We start from the raw sequence: 14,222 nt of genomic DNA on the forward strand, positions 1-14,222 counted from the left end.
CCCGCTGATCGCTCAATCATCGCGACCAGGTCGCCACCCGTTACCACCCACGCACCTACCGACATAGGGAATCGTGGCGGCCGTCGAGGCGCGCCGCCGCCAAGTGGTGGGCCAGCTGCTGGCCCGCAACCCGCGCACCACCGCGCTGGGCCGGTTGAGCCCCCGCGAACGGGACGTGCTCGCGCTCATGGCCGAAGGACTCGGCAACACCGCCATCGCCGAACGGCTCGTCATCACCGAGGGCGGGGTGCACAAGCACATCCGCAGCATCTTCGCCAAGCTCGACCTCGCACCCGACGACCGGGCCGACCGGCGCGTCACCGCGGTCCTGCGCTACCTGGAGGGCACCGGGGCGAGGTGGGGCCGCCGCACCCGCGGCCGGTCCGCCGACTTCACGGCCGGCCCGCCGGGAACACCGATTCCGGTGCGGGCGCGGTCCGGGGAGTGCTCGCACCGGTCCGCGATCCGGGCGGGCGGGCGTCGGCGGGGACGATGAGGAGGTCGTCGGGCAGAGGGGGTGGACTTCCCCGGCTGCCGGCTCTTCCGCGGGATGCGGTCGTTCACCGTGTCCGCCGAGCAGGTGGGGGCGTCGGTGGCCCGGTGACGGCGTATCGCGAATGTACGAGGAAATGCATACGTTCCGGTAACGCCGCGTTGTCTTGACTGCGGGCATGGTCTGTGGCGAACCGGTGCGGGAAGCGGGAATCACGGTCTACGGGTGCGGGGCGGACGAGGCCGCTCTGTTCCGGGAGATGGCCCCTCGTCTTGGTGTCGCGCCGACCCTCGTGGCCGAAGCCGTGTCCGAGGTGAACGTGGGATTGGCCGCGGGGAATCGCTGCGTCAGCGTCGGTCACAAGGCTCGGATCGCGAACTCCACCCTGCTGGCGCTCGCCCGGGTCGGTGTGGAATATATCTCCACGCGGAGCATCGGGTACGACCACATCGATGTGGAGTACGCGGCCGGCGTCGGTATTTCTGTCGGGAACGTCGCTTATTCGCCTGATGGCGTGGCCGACTACACGGTGATGTTGATGCTGATGGCGGTTCGGCATGCGAAGTCCGTCGTCCGTCGTGTGGATGTCCACGACTACCGGTTGGGTGACGTGCCCGGTAGGGAGCTGCGCGACCTGACCGTCGGGGTGGTCGGCACGGGGCGCATCGGTGCGGCGGTCGTCGACCGGCTGGCGGGTTTTGGTTGCCGGGTACTGGCCTGTGACGCCCGGGGTGGGACCTCTGCGGACTACGTTTCCCTTGATGAATTGTTGCGGTTGAGCGATGTCGTGACGCTTCATGTACCGCTCAATGCCGATACGCACCACCTGCTGGACCGTCAACGCGTTGGGCGGATGAAGCCTGGTGCGGTCGTCGTCAACACCGGGCGCGGTTCGCTACTGGACACCGAAGCCCTTGTCTCCGCATTGGAAAGCGGCAGGTTGGGTGGTGCGGCGCTGGACGTCCTCGAAGGGGAGGAGGGGGTGTTCTACGTCGATCGCAGGAACAAACCCGTTGAGAACGCGTTGCTGTTGCGGCTGCGGGAACTGTCGAACGTGCTCGTCAGTCCGCACACCGCCTACTACACGGATCGCGCTTTGCGTGATGCCGTTGAGAACTCCATCGTCAACTGCCTGAAGTTCGAGAGTGGGAATCCGCGTGGATAGGTTGAGGGTCGGGATCTTGTTCGGGGGCTGTTCCGAGGAGCACCCCGTCTCCGTCAAGTCCGCGCGGGAGGTCGCGCGGAACCTCGATCTCGACAAGTACGAACCGTTCTACATCGGGATCACGGAGGGGGGTGGGTGGAGGCTCTGCGGTGGTCCCGGGGAGGGGTGGGAGAACGGCGGTCGTCCGGTCGTGCTGTCGTCGGACCGAAGCGTGCACGGACTGCTCGTCCTGGACCGGGGGCGGTATGAGGTGATCCGGCTGGACGTCGTGCTGCCCGTTCTGCACGGCAGGCTCGGGGAGGACGGTGCGGTGCAGGGGTTGTTGGAGCTGTCCGGCATCCCCTACGTCGGGTGTGACGTTCAGAGTTCCGCGCTGTGCATGGACAAGTCCCTCACCTACGTGGTCGCCAGGGGTGCGGGGGTCGCGACGCCGGACTTCCGGGCCGTCGCGGCGGGTGAGGAGCCCGATCCGGGTCGGTTCACCTATCCGGTCTTCGTGAAGCCGGCTCGTTCCGGGTCGTCCTTCGGTGTCGGCCAGGTGTCCCGGTGGGAGGAACTGGCGGGGGCGGTGGAGGCCGCGCGGCGGTACGACTCGAAGGTGTTGATCGAGGAGGCCGTGGTCGGCGGCGAGGTCGGGTGTGCCGTGCTGGGGAACGGGCCGGACCTGGTCGTGGGCGAGGTGGACCGGATCGCCCTGTCCCACGGGTTCTTCCGGATCCACCAGGAGAGCGCGCCCGAAAGCGGTTCCGAGAACTCGACGGCGATCGTCCCCGCCGACATCCCGGCGGAGTCGCGCCTGCTCGTGCAGGAGACGGCGAAGACCGTCTACCGCGCGCTGGGGTGCACGGGGTTGGCGCGGGTGGACATGTTCCTCACGGAGGACGGCGGGGTGGTCCTCAACGAGGTCAACACCCTGCCCGGTCTGACCTCGTACAGCCGTTACCCGCGGATGATGTCGGCTGCCGGGTGGTCGCTCGCCGACGTCGTCGACCGGGTGGTCTCGCTGGCGTTGGAGGGGAGGCGGTGAGGGGCGACTTCGTCTTCGTGGACGAGTTCGTGCCCGGGGTTCGCTGGGACGCCAAGTACGCCACCTGGGACAACTTCACCGGCAAACCGGTGGACGGCTACCTGGTCAACCGGATCGTGGGCACGACGGCCCTGTGCGCCGCCCTGGAGGAGGCCCGGGGGAAGGCCGAATCGCTCGGCTTCGGCCTGCTCCTCTGGGACGGTTACCGCCCCCGGCGCGCCGTGGACTGCTTCCTGCGCTGGTCGGCGCGGCCGGAGGACGGGCGGACCAAGCGGCGCCACTACCCGAACATCGGCCGGGCCGAGGTGGTCGAACTGGGATACGTGGCGGCCCGGTCGGGGCACAGCCGGGGCAGTACCGTCGACCTGACGCTCTACGACCTGGCCACCGGGGAGTTGACCCCCATGGGTGGCGGCCACGACCTGATGGATCCGATCTCGCACCACGGGGCGGAGGGGATCACGGCGGTTGAAGCGCGCAACCGCCGACACCTCTGCTCGATCATGGAGGACTGCGGTTTCGAGCGGTACGACCGCGAGTGGTGGCACTACACGCTGAAGGGTGAACCGCACCCGGACTCGTACTTCGACTTCCCGATCACGTGGTCGGGTCCGTGAGGCGCGTGGGCGGTGGTGCGGCGGGTAGCCGCACCACGGCGCGGAGGCCGCCGTCGGGGCGTGGGGTGAGGGTGAGGGTGCCGTCGTGCGCTTCGGTGATGCTCCTGGCGATCGCCAGGCCCAGGCCGACGCCCGGGTGACCGGTGCGCGTGCGCGCGCTGCCGCGTTGGAACGGTTCGGTGAGGGTGGCGACCAGTTGCGGGGTGAGTTTCTCGCCGGTGTTCTCCACGGTGAGGACCACGGTCCCGGGGTCCGCGCTGGTCGTGACCCACACGGTGCCCTGGTCGGGCAGGTTGTGGACGATCGCGTTGTGCACGAGGTTCGTCGTCAGTTGCAGCAGCAGCGCGTGCGAGCCGACGGTGGGGGCGATGTCGCCGGAGGTCTCCACGGTGAGGCCGCGCTTCTCCGCCAGGGGGAGGAGCGTTTCCGTCGCCTCCTCCGCCGCGAGGGACAGGTCCACGTGCTCCCTGGCGAACGACCGCTGGTTGGCGCGGCTGAGCAGGAGCAGCGCCTCGATGAGGTCGATGGCCCGGGTGTTGACGAAGTGGAGGCGGTCGACGAGTTCGCCGGTGTCGCGGTCCAGGTCGTTGCGGGCCACTTCGAGGAGGGTCTGGGTGATCGCCAGCGGGGTGCGCAGTTCGTGGGCGGCGTTGGCCGCGAACCTGCGTTGTTCCGCGTCGTGCGCTTCGAGGCGCGCCAGCATGGTGTCGAAGGCGTCGGCCAGCTCGCGGAACTCGTCCTCGCGGCCCTCCAACTGGATGCGGTGGGCGAGCGAGCCGTTGGCGGCGAGCCTGGTGGCGTTGGTGATCCGGGTCAGGGGCGCGAGCATGCTCCCCGCCAGGACCCAGCCCCCCACCAGGCCGAACAGCAGCAGGAACCCCAGCATCGCGGTTGCCTTCGGGGCGAAGGCCCGCCACAGCTCGAAGCGGTCGGGGATGTAGATCGGGACGTCACCGGGGCCCGGCCGGCCCGGCGTGGTGGCGATCACCTCGGGCACGTAGCGCAGCAGGAACACCCACACGACCGCGAGCAGCAGGGCGCCCGCGAGCATGAGGAACCCCAGGTAGCTGAGGGTGAGCTTGGAGCGGGCGCTCAGGCCGGGCTGCCTGTCCACGGGCCCCTTACCCGCGCCCGGCGTCGATGCGGTAGCCGACACCGGCCACGGTGGCGATGACCCACGGTTCGCCCAGGCGCTTGCGCAGGGCCGAGACGGTGATGCGCACGGCGTTGGTGAAGGGGTCGGCGTTCTCGTCCCACGCCCGTTCCAGCAGCTCCTCGGCGCTGACGACACCGCCTTCGGCGCCGACGAGGACTTCGAGCACGGCGAACTGCTTGCGGGTGAGCGGGACGTAGCGGCCGTCCCGGTACACCTCGCGGCGGAACGGGTCGAGCCGCAGGCCCGCGATCTCCCGCACGGGCGGCCTGTGGTGGGCGCGCCTGCGGTCGAGCGCCCTGAGCCTGAGCACCAGCTCCCGCAGCTCGAACGGCTTGGTGAGGTAGTCGTCGGCGCCCAGGCCGAACCCGGTGACCTTGTCGTCCAGGCGGTCGGCGGCGGTGAGCATGAGGATCGGCATGCCGCTGCCGGAGGCGACGATGTGCTCCGCGATCTCGTCACCGGTGGGTCCGGGGACGTCCCGGTCGAGCACGGCGATGTCGTAGGCGTTCACGCCCAGCAGCTCCAGGGCGGTGTCGCCGTCACCGGCGATGTCCGCGGCGATCGCTTCCAGGCGCAGGCCGTCGCGGATGGCCTCCGCCATGTAGGGCTCGTCCTCGACGATCAGCACGCGCATCCCCCGATGCTATGAGCCGGTGCATATCGCCGGCATATCGGAATTCGGGTGCGTGCCGGGCGTGGGTGTCACTCGAACGTGTTGGGTTTGCCGGTCGGTGCGTGAACGGTCGCCCAGGCGGTACCCGTGACGTCCTGAACGACGACTGTCCGGAGGTAACGTCGTGGGTACCGCCAAGCGCCTCATGGCATCGCTCGTCCTCGGTGCGTCCCTCGTCGGTGTGCCGGCGGCTTCGGCCGCCACCGACGAGGCCGCCCCGCGCGTCACGACCGCGGTGACCGCCCAGGACGACAACAACGACAACGACGACAGCAGCAGCGGCAACTGGGGGCTGCTCGGCCTCCTCGGCCTGCTTGGCCTGGCCGGTCTGGCGGGTCGGAAGAGGAACCAGGTCACCGACCACCGCACCGCGGGGCGGTGACGCGGACGGGGAACCCGGGGGTCGGTCGTGCGCCCGGGCGGCACCGGGGTCGAGTTCCTCGGCGGTCGCGCGGGGTGCCTGACGATGCTGGTGGTCTCGGTGCTGTTGTCGGTCCTGCTCACCGTCCTGCTGAACGTCCTGCTCTGACGCCGGTGCGGCGCGACCGGCGGCCTACGGCGCGGTTCCCGCCCAGGTGACCGGCAGTGCGTGGACGCCGTAGATGTTCATGTCGGTCTTGAGCTCCACCTCGTCGGCGGGGACGGCCAGGGCGAGGCTCGGGAAGCGGCGCAGCAGGCCGGTGAAGCCGGCGCGCATCTCGATCCGGGCCAGCTGCTGGCCGAGGCACTGGTGGACGCCGTGGCCGAAGGACAGGTGGCCGCGGGACCTCCGGTGGACGTCCAGGGTGTCCGGGGCGTCGAAGCGCGCGGGGTCGTGGTTGGCGGCCAGCAGGGAGACGACGACCGTCGAGCCCGCGGGGATCGTCTCGCCGGCCAGCTCGACGTCCTCGGTGGCGTAGCGGTAGAAGATGTCCGCGATGGTCAGGTAGCGCATGAGTTCTTCGACGGCGTCGGGCAGCAGGCCGGGGTCGGCGCGCAGCTCGGCGAGCTGCTCCGGGTGCTCCAGGAGCGCGAAGGTGCCCAGGGCCAGCATGTTCGCGGTGGTCTCGTGGCCGGCGAGCAGCAGCAGGAACGAGATGCCGGTCAGCTCCTCGACGGTGAGGTCGTCGTGGCGGGCCAGGTCGGACAGCAGGTCGTCGTCGGGGGTGGCGCGCTTGCGCGTGACCAGTTCGGCCAGGTAGCCGGTGATCGCGCCGTACGCGGCCATCTTCTCGTCCAGCTCCACGTCCTTCTCCAGGAACTTCGCGGAGTTGACCTGGAAGGTCTCCCGGTCGGCGTAGGGGACGCCGAGCAGTTCGCAGATCACCAGCGAGGGCACCGGCAGCGCGAAGTGCTCGACCAGGTCGACCGGCGGCGCGAGGCGCGTCATCTCCTCCAGCTGCCGCTCGACGACCTCGACGATGTGCTCTTCGAGCTGCCTCATCCGCTTGACCGTGAAGGCGCCGGTGAGCTTGCGCCGCAGCCGGGTGTGGTCCGGCGGGTCCATGGCGATGAACAGGCCCGGGATCTGCGGTGACGGTTCGGTGGCCGCGGGCATGCCGGGGGTCTCGTAGGGCACGTGGAGGACGCCGAGGTCCTGGCGGGAGCTGAACCGGGTGTCGGCCAGGAGCTGCCGGACGGCGTCGTAGCCGGTGACGACCCAGCCCTCGTGGCCGTCGGGGAAGGTCAGCGGGCTGACCGGGCGGGTCTCGCGCAGCCGGGTGATCGCGCTGGGCGGGTTGAAGGGGCCGGCGTCGCGCTCGGTGGGCAGGCCCTGCGGGAACTGGACGGTCTCGGTCACCGGGTTTCCTCTCTCGGGGTTCGTGGTGACCACGATCGGCGGCGGGCCTGACACGCCCCTGACACGGCCCTGACACCGGCCGCGCGACGGGGGCGGCGGCCGGTCGGGGACGTGTCAGGGGCCGCGTCGACAGTGGTGGCCATGACAACGGCGATCGAGGTTTCCGGGCTGCGGAAGGCTTACGGGGACAAGGTCGTGCTCGACGGCATCGACCTGGATGTCCGCGCGGGTTCGATCTTCTCCCTGCTCGGCCCGAACGGGGCGGGCAAGACGACGACGGTGAACGTGCTGACCACCCTGGCGGAGGCCGACGGCGGGACGGTGCGGGTCGCCGGGCACGACATCGCCACCGACGCCGGGGCGGTGCGCGCGGCGATCGGGGTGACCGGCCAGTTCGCGGCGGTGGACGACCTGCTGACCGGGCAGGAGAACCTGCGGCTCGTGGTCGACCTCAAGCGCGCGGACCGGCGGGTGGTCGCGGAGCTGCTGGAGCGGTTCGACCTGGTGGAGTCGGCGCGCGAGCCCGTGTCCACCTACTCCGGGGGCATGAGGCGGAAGCTGGACCTGGCGATGACGCTGGTCGGCGCCCCGCGGGTCGTCTTCCTGGACGAGCCGACGACCGGGCTGGACCCGCGCAGCCGCCGCACCACGTGGTCGGTCATCCGGGACCTGGTGGCCGACGGGGTGACCGTCTTCCTCACCACCCAGTACCTGGAGGAGGCCGACCGGCTCGCCGACCGCGTCGCGGTGCTCGACCGGGGACGCCTGGTCGCCCAGGGCACCCCCGACGAGCTCAAGCGCCGGGTCCCCGGCACCCACGTCCGGCTCCGGTTCGCCACCGCCGCCGAGCTCGACGCGGCCGCGCGGGTGCTCACCGACTCCGCGCGGGACGACGAGCCGCTGGTCCTGCGGGTCCCCGGCGACGGCGGGACCAGGTCGTTGCGCGCCCTGCTGGACCGGCTCGACGAGTACTCGATCGGCGCCGAAGAGCTCTCCGTCCGCACGCCGGACCTCGATGACGTCTTCCTCGCCCTGACGGGCCGCACCCCGGAGGTCGCGCGGTGAACGCCCGGTCCCACTCGGTGGTCATGCTGCGCCGCAACTTCACGCACCTCGCCCGGAACCCGACGTCGGTGTTCAACGCGGTCCTGATGCCCGTCATCGTCATGCTGATGTTCGTCTACATGATGGGCGACGCCTTCGACGTCGGCGTCGACTACATCGACTACGCGACGCCGGGGTTGATCCTGCCGGCCGTCTGCTACGGGCTGGGCGCCACCGCCACGGCGGTGAACTCCGACATGACCAAGGGCATCATCAACCGGTTCAAGGTCATGGACGTCTCCCGCGGCGCGGTGCTGACCGGGCACGTCGTCGCCGGCGTGCTGACCAACCTGGTCGCCGTCGCGGCCCTGCTCGGGGTGGCCTTCCTGCTGGGGTTCAGCCCGGCGGCGGGGCCGGCCGGGTGGCTGGGCGTGGTCGGTGTGGTGCTGCTGCTGGGCTTCGCGGCCGGCTGGTTCACCACCGCCCTGGGCCTGGCGGCGAAGTCGCCGGAGACGGCGGGCATGGCCGCGGTGCCGCTGGTCATGCTGCCGTTCTTCAGCAGCGCCATCGTGCCGGCCGAGAAGATGGGGCCGGGCCTGCGGGAGTTCGCGCGGTACCAGCCCTTCACGCCGGTCATCGAGACCATCCGCGGGCTGCTGTCCGGCGCGCCGGACGGCGGTGACGCGGCCGCCGCCGTCGCCTGGTGCGCCGGGATCGCCCTGGTCGGGTACCTGTGGTCGGCCGCCTCGTTCAGGAAGCGAGCGTGACCTCGACCAGCCGCTCCCAGCCCGTTCCCGCGCCCTCCCGGGCCGCCTCGGCGAACCCCTGGTCGCCGAGGCGGTCCCGCGCCGCCCGCTCGACCCGGGCCGCGTCCGGGTGGGCGCGGTCCGGCAGGCCGCGCACGGCGGTGCCCGCCGCGAGCAGCCGGGCGGCCTGGTCGTGCCGGTCGAGGCGCAGGGCCAGGTCCGCGACGCCGACGAGGACCTGCGCGACCACGGGCGCGTGCCCCGCCTCGGCCGCCGCCCGGCACGCCGCCCCGCGGTGGGCGCGGGCCTCGTCGAGGTCGTCGGCGAGGTAGCCGAGCAGGTCGTGCGTCATCGCGCGGACGTTCGGCTGCCCCGCCTCGTCGCCCAGCGCGGCGGTCGCGACGCCGAGCTGCCGGCGCGCTTCGGCGGCGTCGCCGTTCCAGCGGGCGAGTTCCGCCTTCGTGAAGGCCGTCGCGGCCAGCGTGCCCGGCCAGGTGACCCGTTCCGCGTGGCGCTGCGCCTCGGCCATGGCGGCGGCACTGGCGTCCTCGTCGCCCGTGAGCCAGTACAGCTGGGCCTGCCGGGCGCGCAGCCGGATGACGTCGTCGACGGCGCCGATCTCGGTGAGGACCGCGATCGCCTGCTCGCAGTGCTCGACCGCGCCGGCGAAGTCGCCGCGCGTGGCGATCCGGTCCGCCAGCTCGGTCCGGGCGAACGAGATCCCGAACCGCTCGCCGACCGCCCGGAACTCCGCGAGCGCCCCCTCCAGGAACGCCTCCGCCCCGTCCCGGCCCAGCATGATCCGCATCTTGCCCAGGTGCAGCCGGGCCAGCGCGCGGACCCACGGGTCCTCGCTGCCCAGCAGCGGCTCCCACGCGGACAGCGACGCGCCCGGCTCGTCCAGCATGCGCACCATCGGGACGACCAGCTCCAGCAGCGGGTTGCGCAGCCGGCCGCGTTGGCCGATCCGGTACGCCCTGCGGTACCACTGCGCCGCCTGGTGCTCGTCGCCCGGTCCGGAGCTGACGAACACCGAGATCAGGGCGTACACCATCGCGCGGACCTCGTCGGGCACCTCGCCGGGCAGTTCGGCGGCGGCGGTGATCAGCTCCATGCCCTCGGCCTTGTGCCCGCCCAGCCACCAGTACCAGCCGGCGCCCGCCGCGAGCCGCATCGCCGCGCGGGCCTCGCCGGCCGCGAGCGCGCCGCGCATCGCGGCACCGATGTTGTCGTGCTCGGCGTTGAGCACGGCGAGCCACTCCACCTGCTCGGCACGGCGCAGGTGCGGTTCCGCGGTCTCGGCCAGCTCGGTGAAGTGGGCCAGGTGCGCGTGGCGCGCCAGGTCCGACTCGCCCGCCTCCGCGAGCCGGTGCGCGGCGTACTCCCCGATCGTGCCGAGCATCCGGTAGCGCGGCGCGCCGTCACCCCCGGCGACCAGCAGCGACTTCTCGGTCAGCGAGGTGAGCAGTTCGAGCACCTCGTCCGGCTCGACCCCGTCGCCCGCGCAGACCCGCTCGGCCGCCTCCAGGCCCGCCCCGCCCGAGAACACCGACAGCCTGCGCAGGACCACCCGCTCGGCGTCGGTGAGCAGTTCCCAGCTCCAGTCGACCACCGCGCGCAGCGTCTTGTGCCGCGGCAACGCGGTGCGGCTGCCGCCGGTGAGCAGGCGGAACCGGTCGTCGAGCCGGTGGGCGAGCTGGTCCGGGGACATGGTGCGCAACCTGGCCGCGGCCAGCTCGATCGCCAGCGGCATCCCGTCCAGCGCCCGGCAGACGCGCGCCATCGTCGCCAACGCGCGGTCGTCGACCACGAGGTCCTTGCGCACCGCGGCCGCCCGGTCCCGCAGCAGCCGGACGGCGGGCGCGGCCCCGACCTCCTCGGGGGAGGCGTCCGCCGCGGGCAGGGCCAGCGGCGCGACCGGCCACAGCGCCTCGCCCGTGATGCCCAGCGGTTCCCGGCTCGTCGCCAGGACCCGCAGCCGCCGGCACTCGCCGAGCAGCCGGTGCGCGAGCGCCGCCGCCGCCTCGATCACGTGCTCGCAGTTGTCCAGCACCAGCAGCGCGTCCCGCTCGCGGATCGCGGCGACGAGCCGGTCCGCGGGCTCCGCGCTGGGCGCCTCGCCGAGCAGGGTGTCCCGCAGGCCCAGCCCGGCGAGCGTCGCCTGCGCCACGTCGCCGTCCGCGCCGATGGCCGCCAGCTCGACCAGCCAGGCACCGTCCGGCAGGTCGTCGAGCAGCGTGCGCGCCGTCTCCGCGGCCAGCCTGGTCTTGCCCGAGCCGCCCGGCCCGATCAGCGTGGTGAGCCGGTGCCCGGCGACGAGGTCGCGGACCGCGGCGACGTCGGCGTCCTTGCCCACGAAGCTGGTCAGCTCGGCGCGCAGGTTGGTCCTCCGGCCCTCCGGCCGCCCCAGCTCGCCCCGCAGCAGGGCGACGTGCAGCTCGGACAGCTCCGGTGAGGGGTCGACGCCCAGCGCGTCGGCCAGGGCCTCCCGCGCGCGCTGGTACACCAGCAGCGCCTCGGTGTTGCGGCCGGCCGCGGCGAGGGCGCGCATCAGCGCGGCGACCAGCCGTTCCCGCAACGGGTTCGCGGCCACCAGGTCGGTCAGCTCGGTGACCAGCTCCGCGCCGCGGCCGGCCTCCGCGTCGAACAGGTCCTCGGCGGCGGTCAGGCGCAGTCCTTCGAGCCGGGTGGCGGCGGCGTCGAACGCCTCGCTGTCCTGCAGGCCGACGTCCTGCATGGCCGTGCCGCGCCACAGGGCGAGGGCTTCGCGCAGCAGGCGCGGGTTCTTGGTGGCGCGGGCCCGGTCGAGGAGGCGTTCGAAGCGCGTGGCGTCGACGGCGTCGGGGGGCAGGGTCAGGCGGTAGCCGTCGGTCAGGCCCTCGACCGACTTCTCCGGCAGCGCTTTTCGCAGGCGGGAGACGAGGCGTTGCAGGGCGTTCGTCGCGTCGGCGGGCGGGTGCTCGCCCCAGATCCAGTCGACGAGCGCGGCCTTGGGGACCACGTGACCCGGTTTGAGGGCGAGGGCGATCAGCAGGCCGCGCAGCCGCGCGCCCGGCACGTCGACGGTGGTGCCGCCGTCCGCGCGGACTTCGAACGGGCCCAGCACCGTGATCTGCACCCGGCCGATTTTGCCACGGGTAGTCGGTGCGTTCGGGGCGATCGGAGGCACCCGGTCGACCGGCCCGCGCCACCGCGGCGCCGCACCCGGATTTGTCCACTTTTTGGCCCGTAGCGCTCCGATTGCCCACTTTTTTGTCTTTTTTGCCCTGTCTCCGGTGCATATTATCGGCCGCGTGTCCGGTTACCAGTTCGATTTGTTCATCAGCTACGCCCGTCGTGGCAGCGTGCAGAAATGGCTGTTGAACCACTTTCACCAGAAACTTCTGGAGTGCCTGGCAGACCAGTTGGCGCCGACGCCGAAGGTGTACGTCGACAGGACGATGCCGCGCGCTGTGCACTGGCCCTCCAACCTGCGAGACGCCCTGCGGCACAGCAAGATCATGATTCAGCTGCTCACGCCGCACTACTTCCAGTCGCAGTGGTGCAGGGCCGAGTGGTACAGCATGTTGGAGCGGGAGAGGATGCTCGGGCTGGCCAGTTCGGGGAGTTCGCAGGGGCTGGTCTACCCGATCCTGTACTCGGATTCGGACAACTTCCCGCCGGAAGGGAAATTGCGCTCCTGGCTTGACTTCAAGGAGTTCGCCCACCCGGATCCGCCGTACCAGCAGACCAGCCACTTCGTCCTCTTCCACCGCGAGGTCAACAAGGTCGCCGCCGACCTCGTCCAACTGATCCAGCAGGCGCCTCCCTGGCAACCCGACTGGCCGGAGGTGGACCCGCCCGACCCCGTGCTCCCCCCGACACCTCCACTGCCGAGGTTCTGATGACACCCGGGACAGTCGTCACGTTCTACTCCTACAAGGGCGGGGTGGGGCGGAGTTTCACGCTGGCCAACGTCGCCGTGCTGCTGGCCCGCTGGGGCTACCGCGTGCTCACCGTCGACTGGGACCTGGAGGCACCCGGCCTGCACCACTACTTCAGGTCGGTGATGTCCGAGGAACCAGAGGGCGGCGTGATCGACCTCGCCCACGACTTCCTCGCGGGTGCGGAAGGCCCCCGTCCGCACGCCGTGCGGGTCGACGTCGAGGGCAACACCCTCGCGCTCCTGGCCGCGGGCCGGGTCGACGGCTCCTACACGGAGCGGATGCAGCGCATCGACTGGGAAGACCTCTACCGGCGCGGGTTCGCCGACTTCCTGGAGCGCTGCCGGGAGGAGTGGACCGAGGACTACGACTTCGTGCTGATCGACAGCCGGACCGGGATCTCGGACATCGCCGGCATCTGCACCGCGCAGCTGCCCGACCGGCTGGTCGTCCTGTTCACCGCCAACGAGCAGAACCTCAAGGACGTGGTGGACGTCGTGCGGCGCGCGGACATCGCCCGGGACCGGCTGCCCTACGACCGGCCCCGGCACCTCGTGCTGCCGATCCTGTCCCGCCTGGACACCCGGGTGGAGTACGAGCGGGCCGAGCAGTGGCGCGGCAGGTGCGCCGAGGTCGTCGCGCCGCTGTTCGGCAACTGGCTGGTCAAGACCGTGCCGGAGGACCTGATGCTGCGGCACCTGACGGTGCCCTACATCTCGTACTGGAGCTTCGGCGAGCAGCTTTCCGTGCTGGAGGAGCACGTCCCGTCGGCGGACCAGGTCTCGTTCGCCCTGGAGACGGTGGCGGCCGTGATCGCGCAGCAGTTCGACCGCACCGACCTGCTCGCCGACAACCGGGACGCCTACGTGGCGTCGGCACGCGACCGCCATCGGGACTTCGCCCTGGACCTGCTGGTGTCCAGTCCGCGGTCCGCACTGCGCATCGCGGACCAGCTGATCGAGGAACTGCGCGCCCTGGACGTGCGGGTCGAGCGGTCCTCGTCCGGTGACCCGGAAATCCTGGAGCAGGCCAGCGAGCTGGCCGAGCACCTGTGCCTGGTGGTCGACGGCGGCCTGAGCCGCTGGCAGGTCACCGAGGTGGAGCGCTTCCTGCGCCACACGATCGGCCCGGACGGCGGTCAGCGGCGGCTGTTCTGCGTGCTGACCGGCGACACCGACCAGAGGAGTCTGCCGGGCTTCCTGCGCAACCTGCGCCACCTGCGGTTCGAGCCGGGCGTGCGCCCCGCCGGCGTGGCCCGGGAACTGCACGACCTCATCACCGGCACGCCCGCCGGTGAGGTGGACCGGGACCTGGAAGCCCTGCGGAACACGGCGTCCGCGTTGCGCGCCGTGCCGGACCGGGTGCCCTCCGCCGGGCGGTTGTCGCTGGTCGAGCAGACCGTGCGCGGCATGTACGCCGCGTTGGACAACGGCGACCTCGCCGCGTTGCGGGACCTGTCGGTGGACCTCGACGTGCTGTCCAAGTCCCACTCGAACGGCACCGGGTTCAGCCTGTCGCCCGGCCTGCTCACCGACGTCCACACCCTCCTCGACCGGATCGACCGTCGGATCGACGCGTCCACGAACTGAAAGGCGGCG

The 14,222-nt window shown here is 71.6% G+C and carries 13 protein-coding genes; 9 read left to right on the plus strand and 4 right to left on the minus strand.

Features of this window, described 5'->3' with window-relative positions; translation table 11 throughout:
* The first annotated feature begins 73 nt into the window (after window positions 1-73).
* The 4 genes from EKG83_RS05350 (at window position 74) to vanX (ending at window position 3,302) form a co-directional block, all read left to right on the plus strand.
* Window positions 74-496, plus strand: coding sequence for a response regulator transcription factor (locus tag EKG83_RS05350; RefSeq protein ID WP_228122510.1), 423 nt, complete (start codon window positions 74-76; stop codon window positions 494-496).
* Window positions 497-671: 175 nt separating this feature from the next.
* On the plus strand, window positions 672-1,658 hold the full coding sequence (locus tag EKG83_RS05355; protein WP_063741307.1) for a D-isomer specific 2-hydroxyacid dehydrogenase family protein: 987 nt from the start codon (window positions 672-674) through the stop codon (window positions 1,656-1,658).
* Complete coding sequence (vanA, locus tag EKG83_RS05360; protein WP_033430126.1) at window positions 1,651-2,685, plus strand: D-alanine--(R)-lactate ligase; 1,035 nt, start codon at window positions 1,651-1,653, stop codon at window positions 2,683-2,685. The genes EKG83_RS05355 and vanA overlap by 8 nt, the downstream gene beginning before the upstream one ends.
* The gene (gene vanX, locus EKG83_RS05365; protein WP_033430041.1) at window positions 2,682-3,302 is read left to right on the plus strand and encodes a D-Ala-D-Ala dipeptidase VanX; all 621 of its coding nucleotides are present in this window, start codon (window positions 2,682-2,684) and stop codon (window positions 3,300-3,302) included. The genes vanA and vanX overlap by 4 nt, the downstream gene beginning before the upstream one ends.
* On the opposite strand, the gene EKG83_RS05370 is transcribed toward vanX, so the two are convergent.
* Window positions 3,283-4,416, minus strand: a complete 1,134-nt coding sequence (locus tag EKG83_RS05370) for a sensor histidine kinase (RefSeq protein ID WP_033430040.1) — start codon at window positions 4,414-4,416, stop codon at window positions 3,283-3,285. The two genes, vanX and EKG83_RS05370, sit on opposite strands and share 20 nt — an antisense overlap.
* Before the next feature lie 7 nt (window positions 4,417-4,423).
* Window positions 4,424-5,092: a response regulator transcription factor gene (locus EKG83_RS05375; protein ID WP_033430039.1), complete on the minus strand. Its 669-nt coding sequence runs from the start codon at window positions 5,090-5,092 to the stop codon at window positions 4,424-4,426.
* A 163-nt stretch (window positions 5,093-5,255) separates the two neighbouring features.
* Here EKG83_RS05375 and EKG83_RS05380 point away from each other — a divergent pair, with 163 nt between their 5' ends.
* Entirely contained in the window at window positions 5,256-5,513 is a 258-nt protein-coding gene (locus EKG83_RS05380; RefSeq protein WP_051765346.1) for a WGxxGxxG family protein, read from the plus strand.
* A gap of 171 nt (window positions 5,514-5,684) precedes the next feature.
* Here the strand turns inward: EKG83_RS05380 and EKG83_RS05385 are convergent, their stop codons facing one another.
* Complete coding sequence (locus tag EKG83_RS05385) at window positions 5,685-6,911, minus strand: cytochrome P450 (protein WP_033430038.1); 1,227 nt, start codon at window positions 6,909-6,911, stop codon at window positions 5,685-5,687.
* A 141-nt stretch (window positions 6,912-7,052) separates the two neighbouring features.
* Here EKG83_RS05385 and EKG83_RS05390 point away from each other — a divergent pair, with 141 nt between their 5' ends.
* On the plus strand, window positions 7,053-7,976 hold the full coding sequence (locus EKG83_RS05390) for an ATP-binding cassette domain-containing protein (RefSeq protein WP_033430124.1): 924 nt from the start codon (window positions 7,053-7,055) through the stop codon (window positions 7,974-7,976).
* 23 nt (window positions 7,977-7,999) lie between these two features.
* Window positions 8,000-8,722, plus strand: coding sequence for an ABC transporter permease (locus EKG83_RS05395; protein WP_033430123.1), 723 nt, complete (start codon window positions 8,000-8,002; stop codon window positions 8,720-8,722).
* Here EKG83_RS05395 and EKG83_RS05400 read toward each other — a convergent pair.
* Window positions 8,706-11,819 (minus strand): BTAD domain-containing putative transcriptional regulator, encoded by a 3,114-nt coding sequence (locus EKG83_RS05400; RefSeq protein WP_033430037.1) that lies wholly within the window; start codon window positions 11,817-11,819, stop codon window positions 8,706-8,708. The two genes, EKG83_RS05395 and EKG83_RS05400, sit on opposite strands and share 17 nt — an antisense overlap.
* A 175-nt stretch (window positions 11,820-11,994) precedes the next feature.
* Here EKG83_RS05400 and EKG83_RS05405 point away from each other — a divergent pair, with 175 nt between their 5' ends.
* Window positions 11,995-12,585, plus strand: a complete 591-nt coding sequence (locus EKG83_RS05405; RefSeq protein WP_033430122.1) for a TIR domain-containing protein — start codon at window positions 11,995-11,997, stop codon at window positions 12,583-12,585.
* Window positions 12,585-14,213: a tyrosine-protein kinase family protein gene (locus tag EKG83_RS05410; protein ID WP_033430036.1), complete on the plus strand. Its 1,629-nt coding sequence runs from the start codon at window positions 12,585-12,587 to the stop codon at window positions 14,211-14,213. Before EKG83_RS05405 ends, EKG83_RS05410 begins: the two co-directional genes overlap by 1 nt.
* Window positions 14,214-14,222 lie beyond the last annotated feature (9 nt).

Origin of the sequence: Saccharothrix syringae (genome assembly GCF_009498035.1) — a bacterium.
Taxonomy (GTDB): Bacteria; Actinomycetota; Actinomycetes; order Mycobacteriales; family Pseudonocardiaceae; genus Actinosynnema; species Actinosynnema syringae.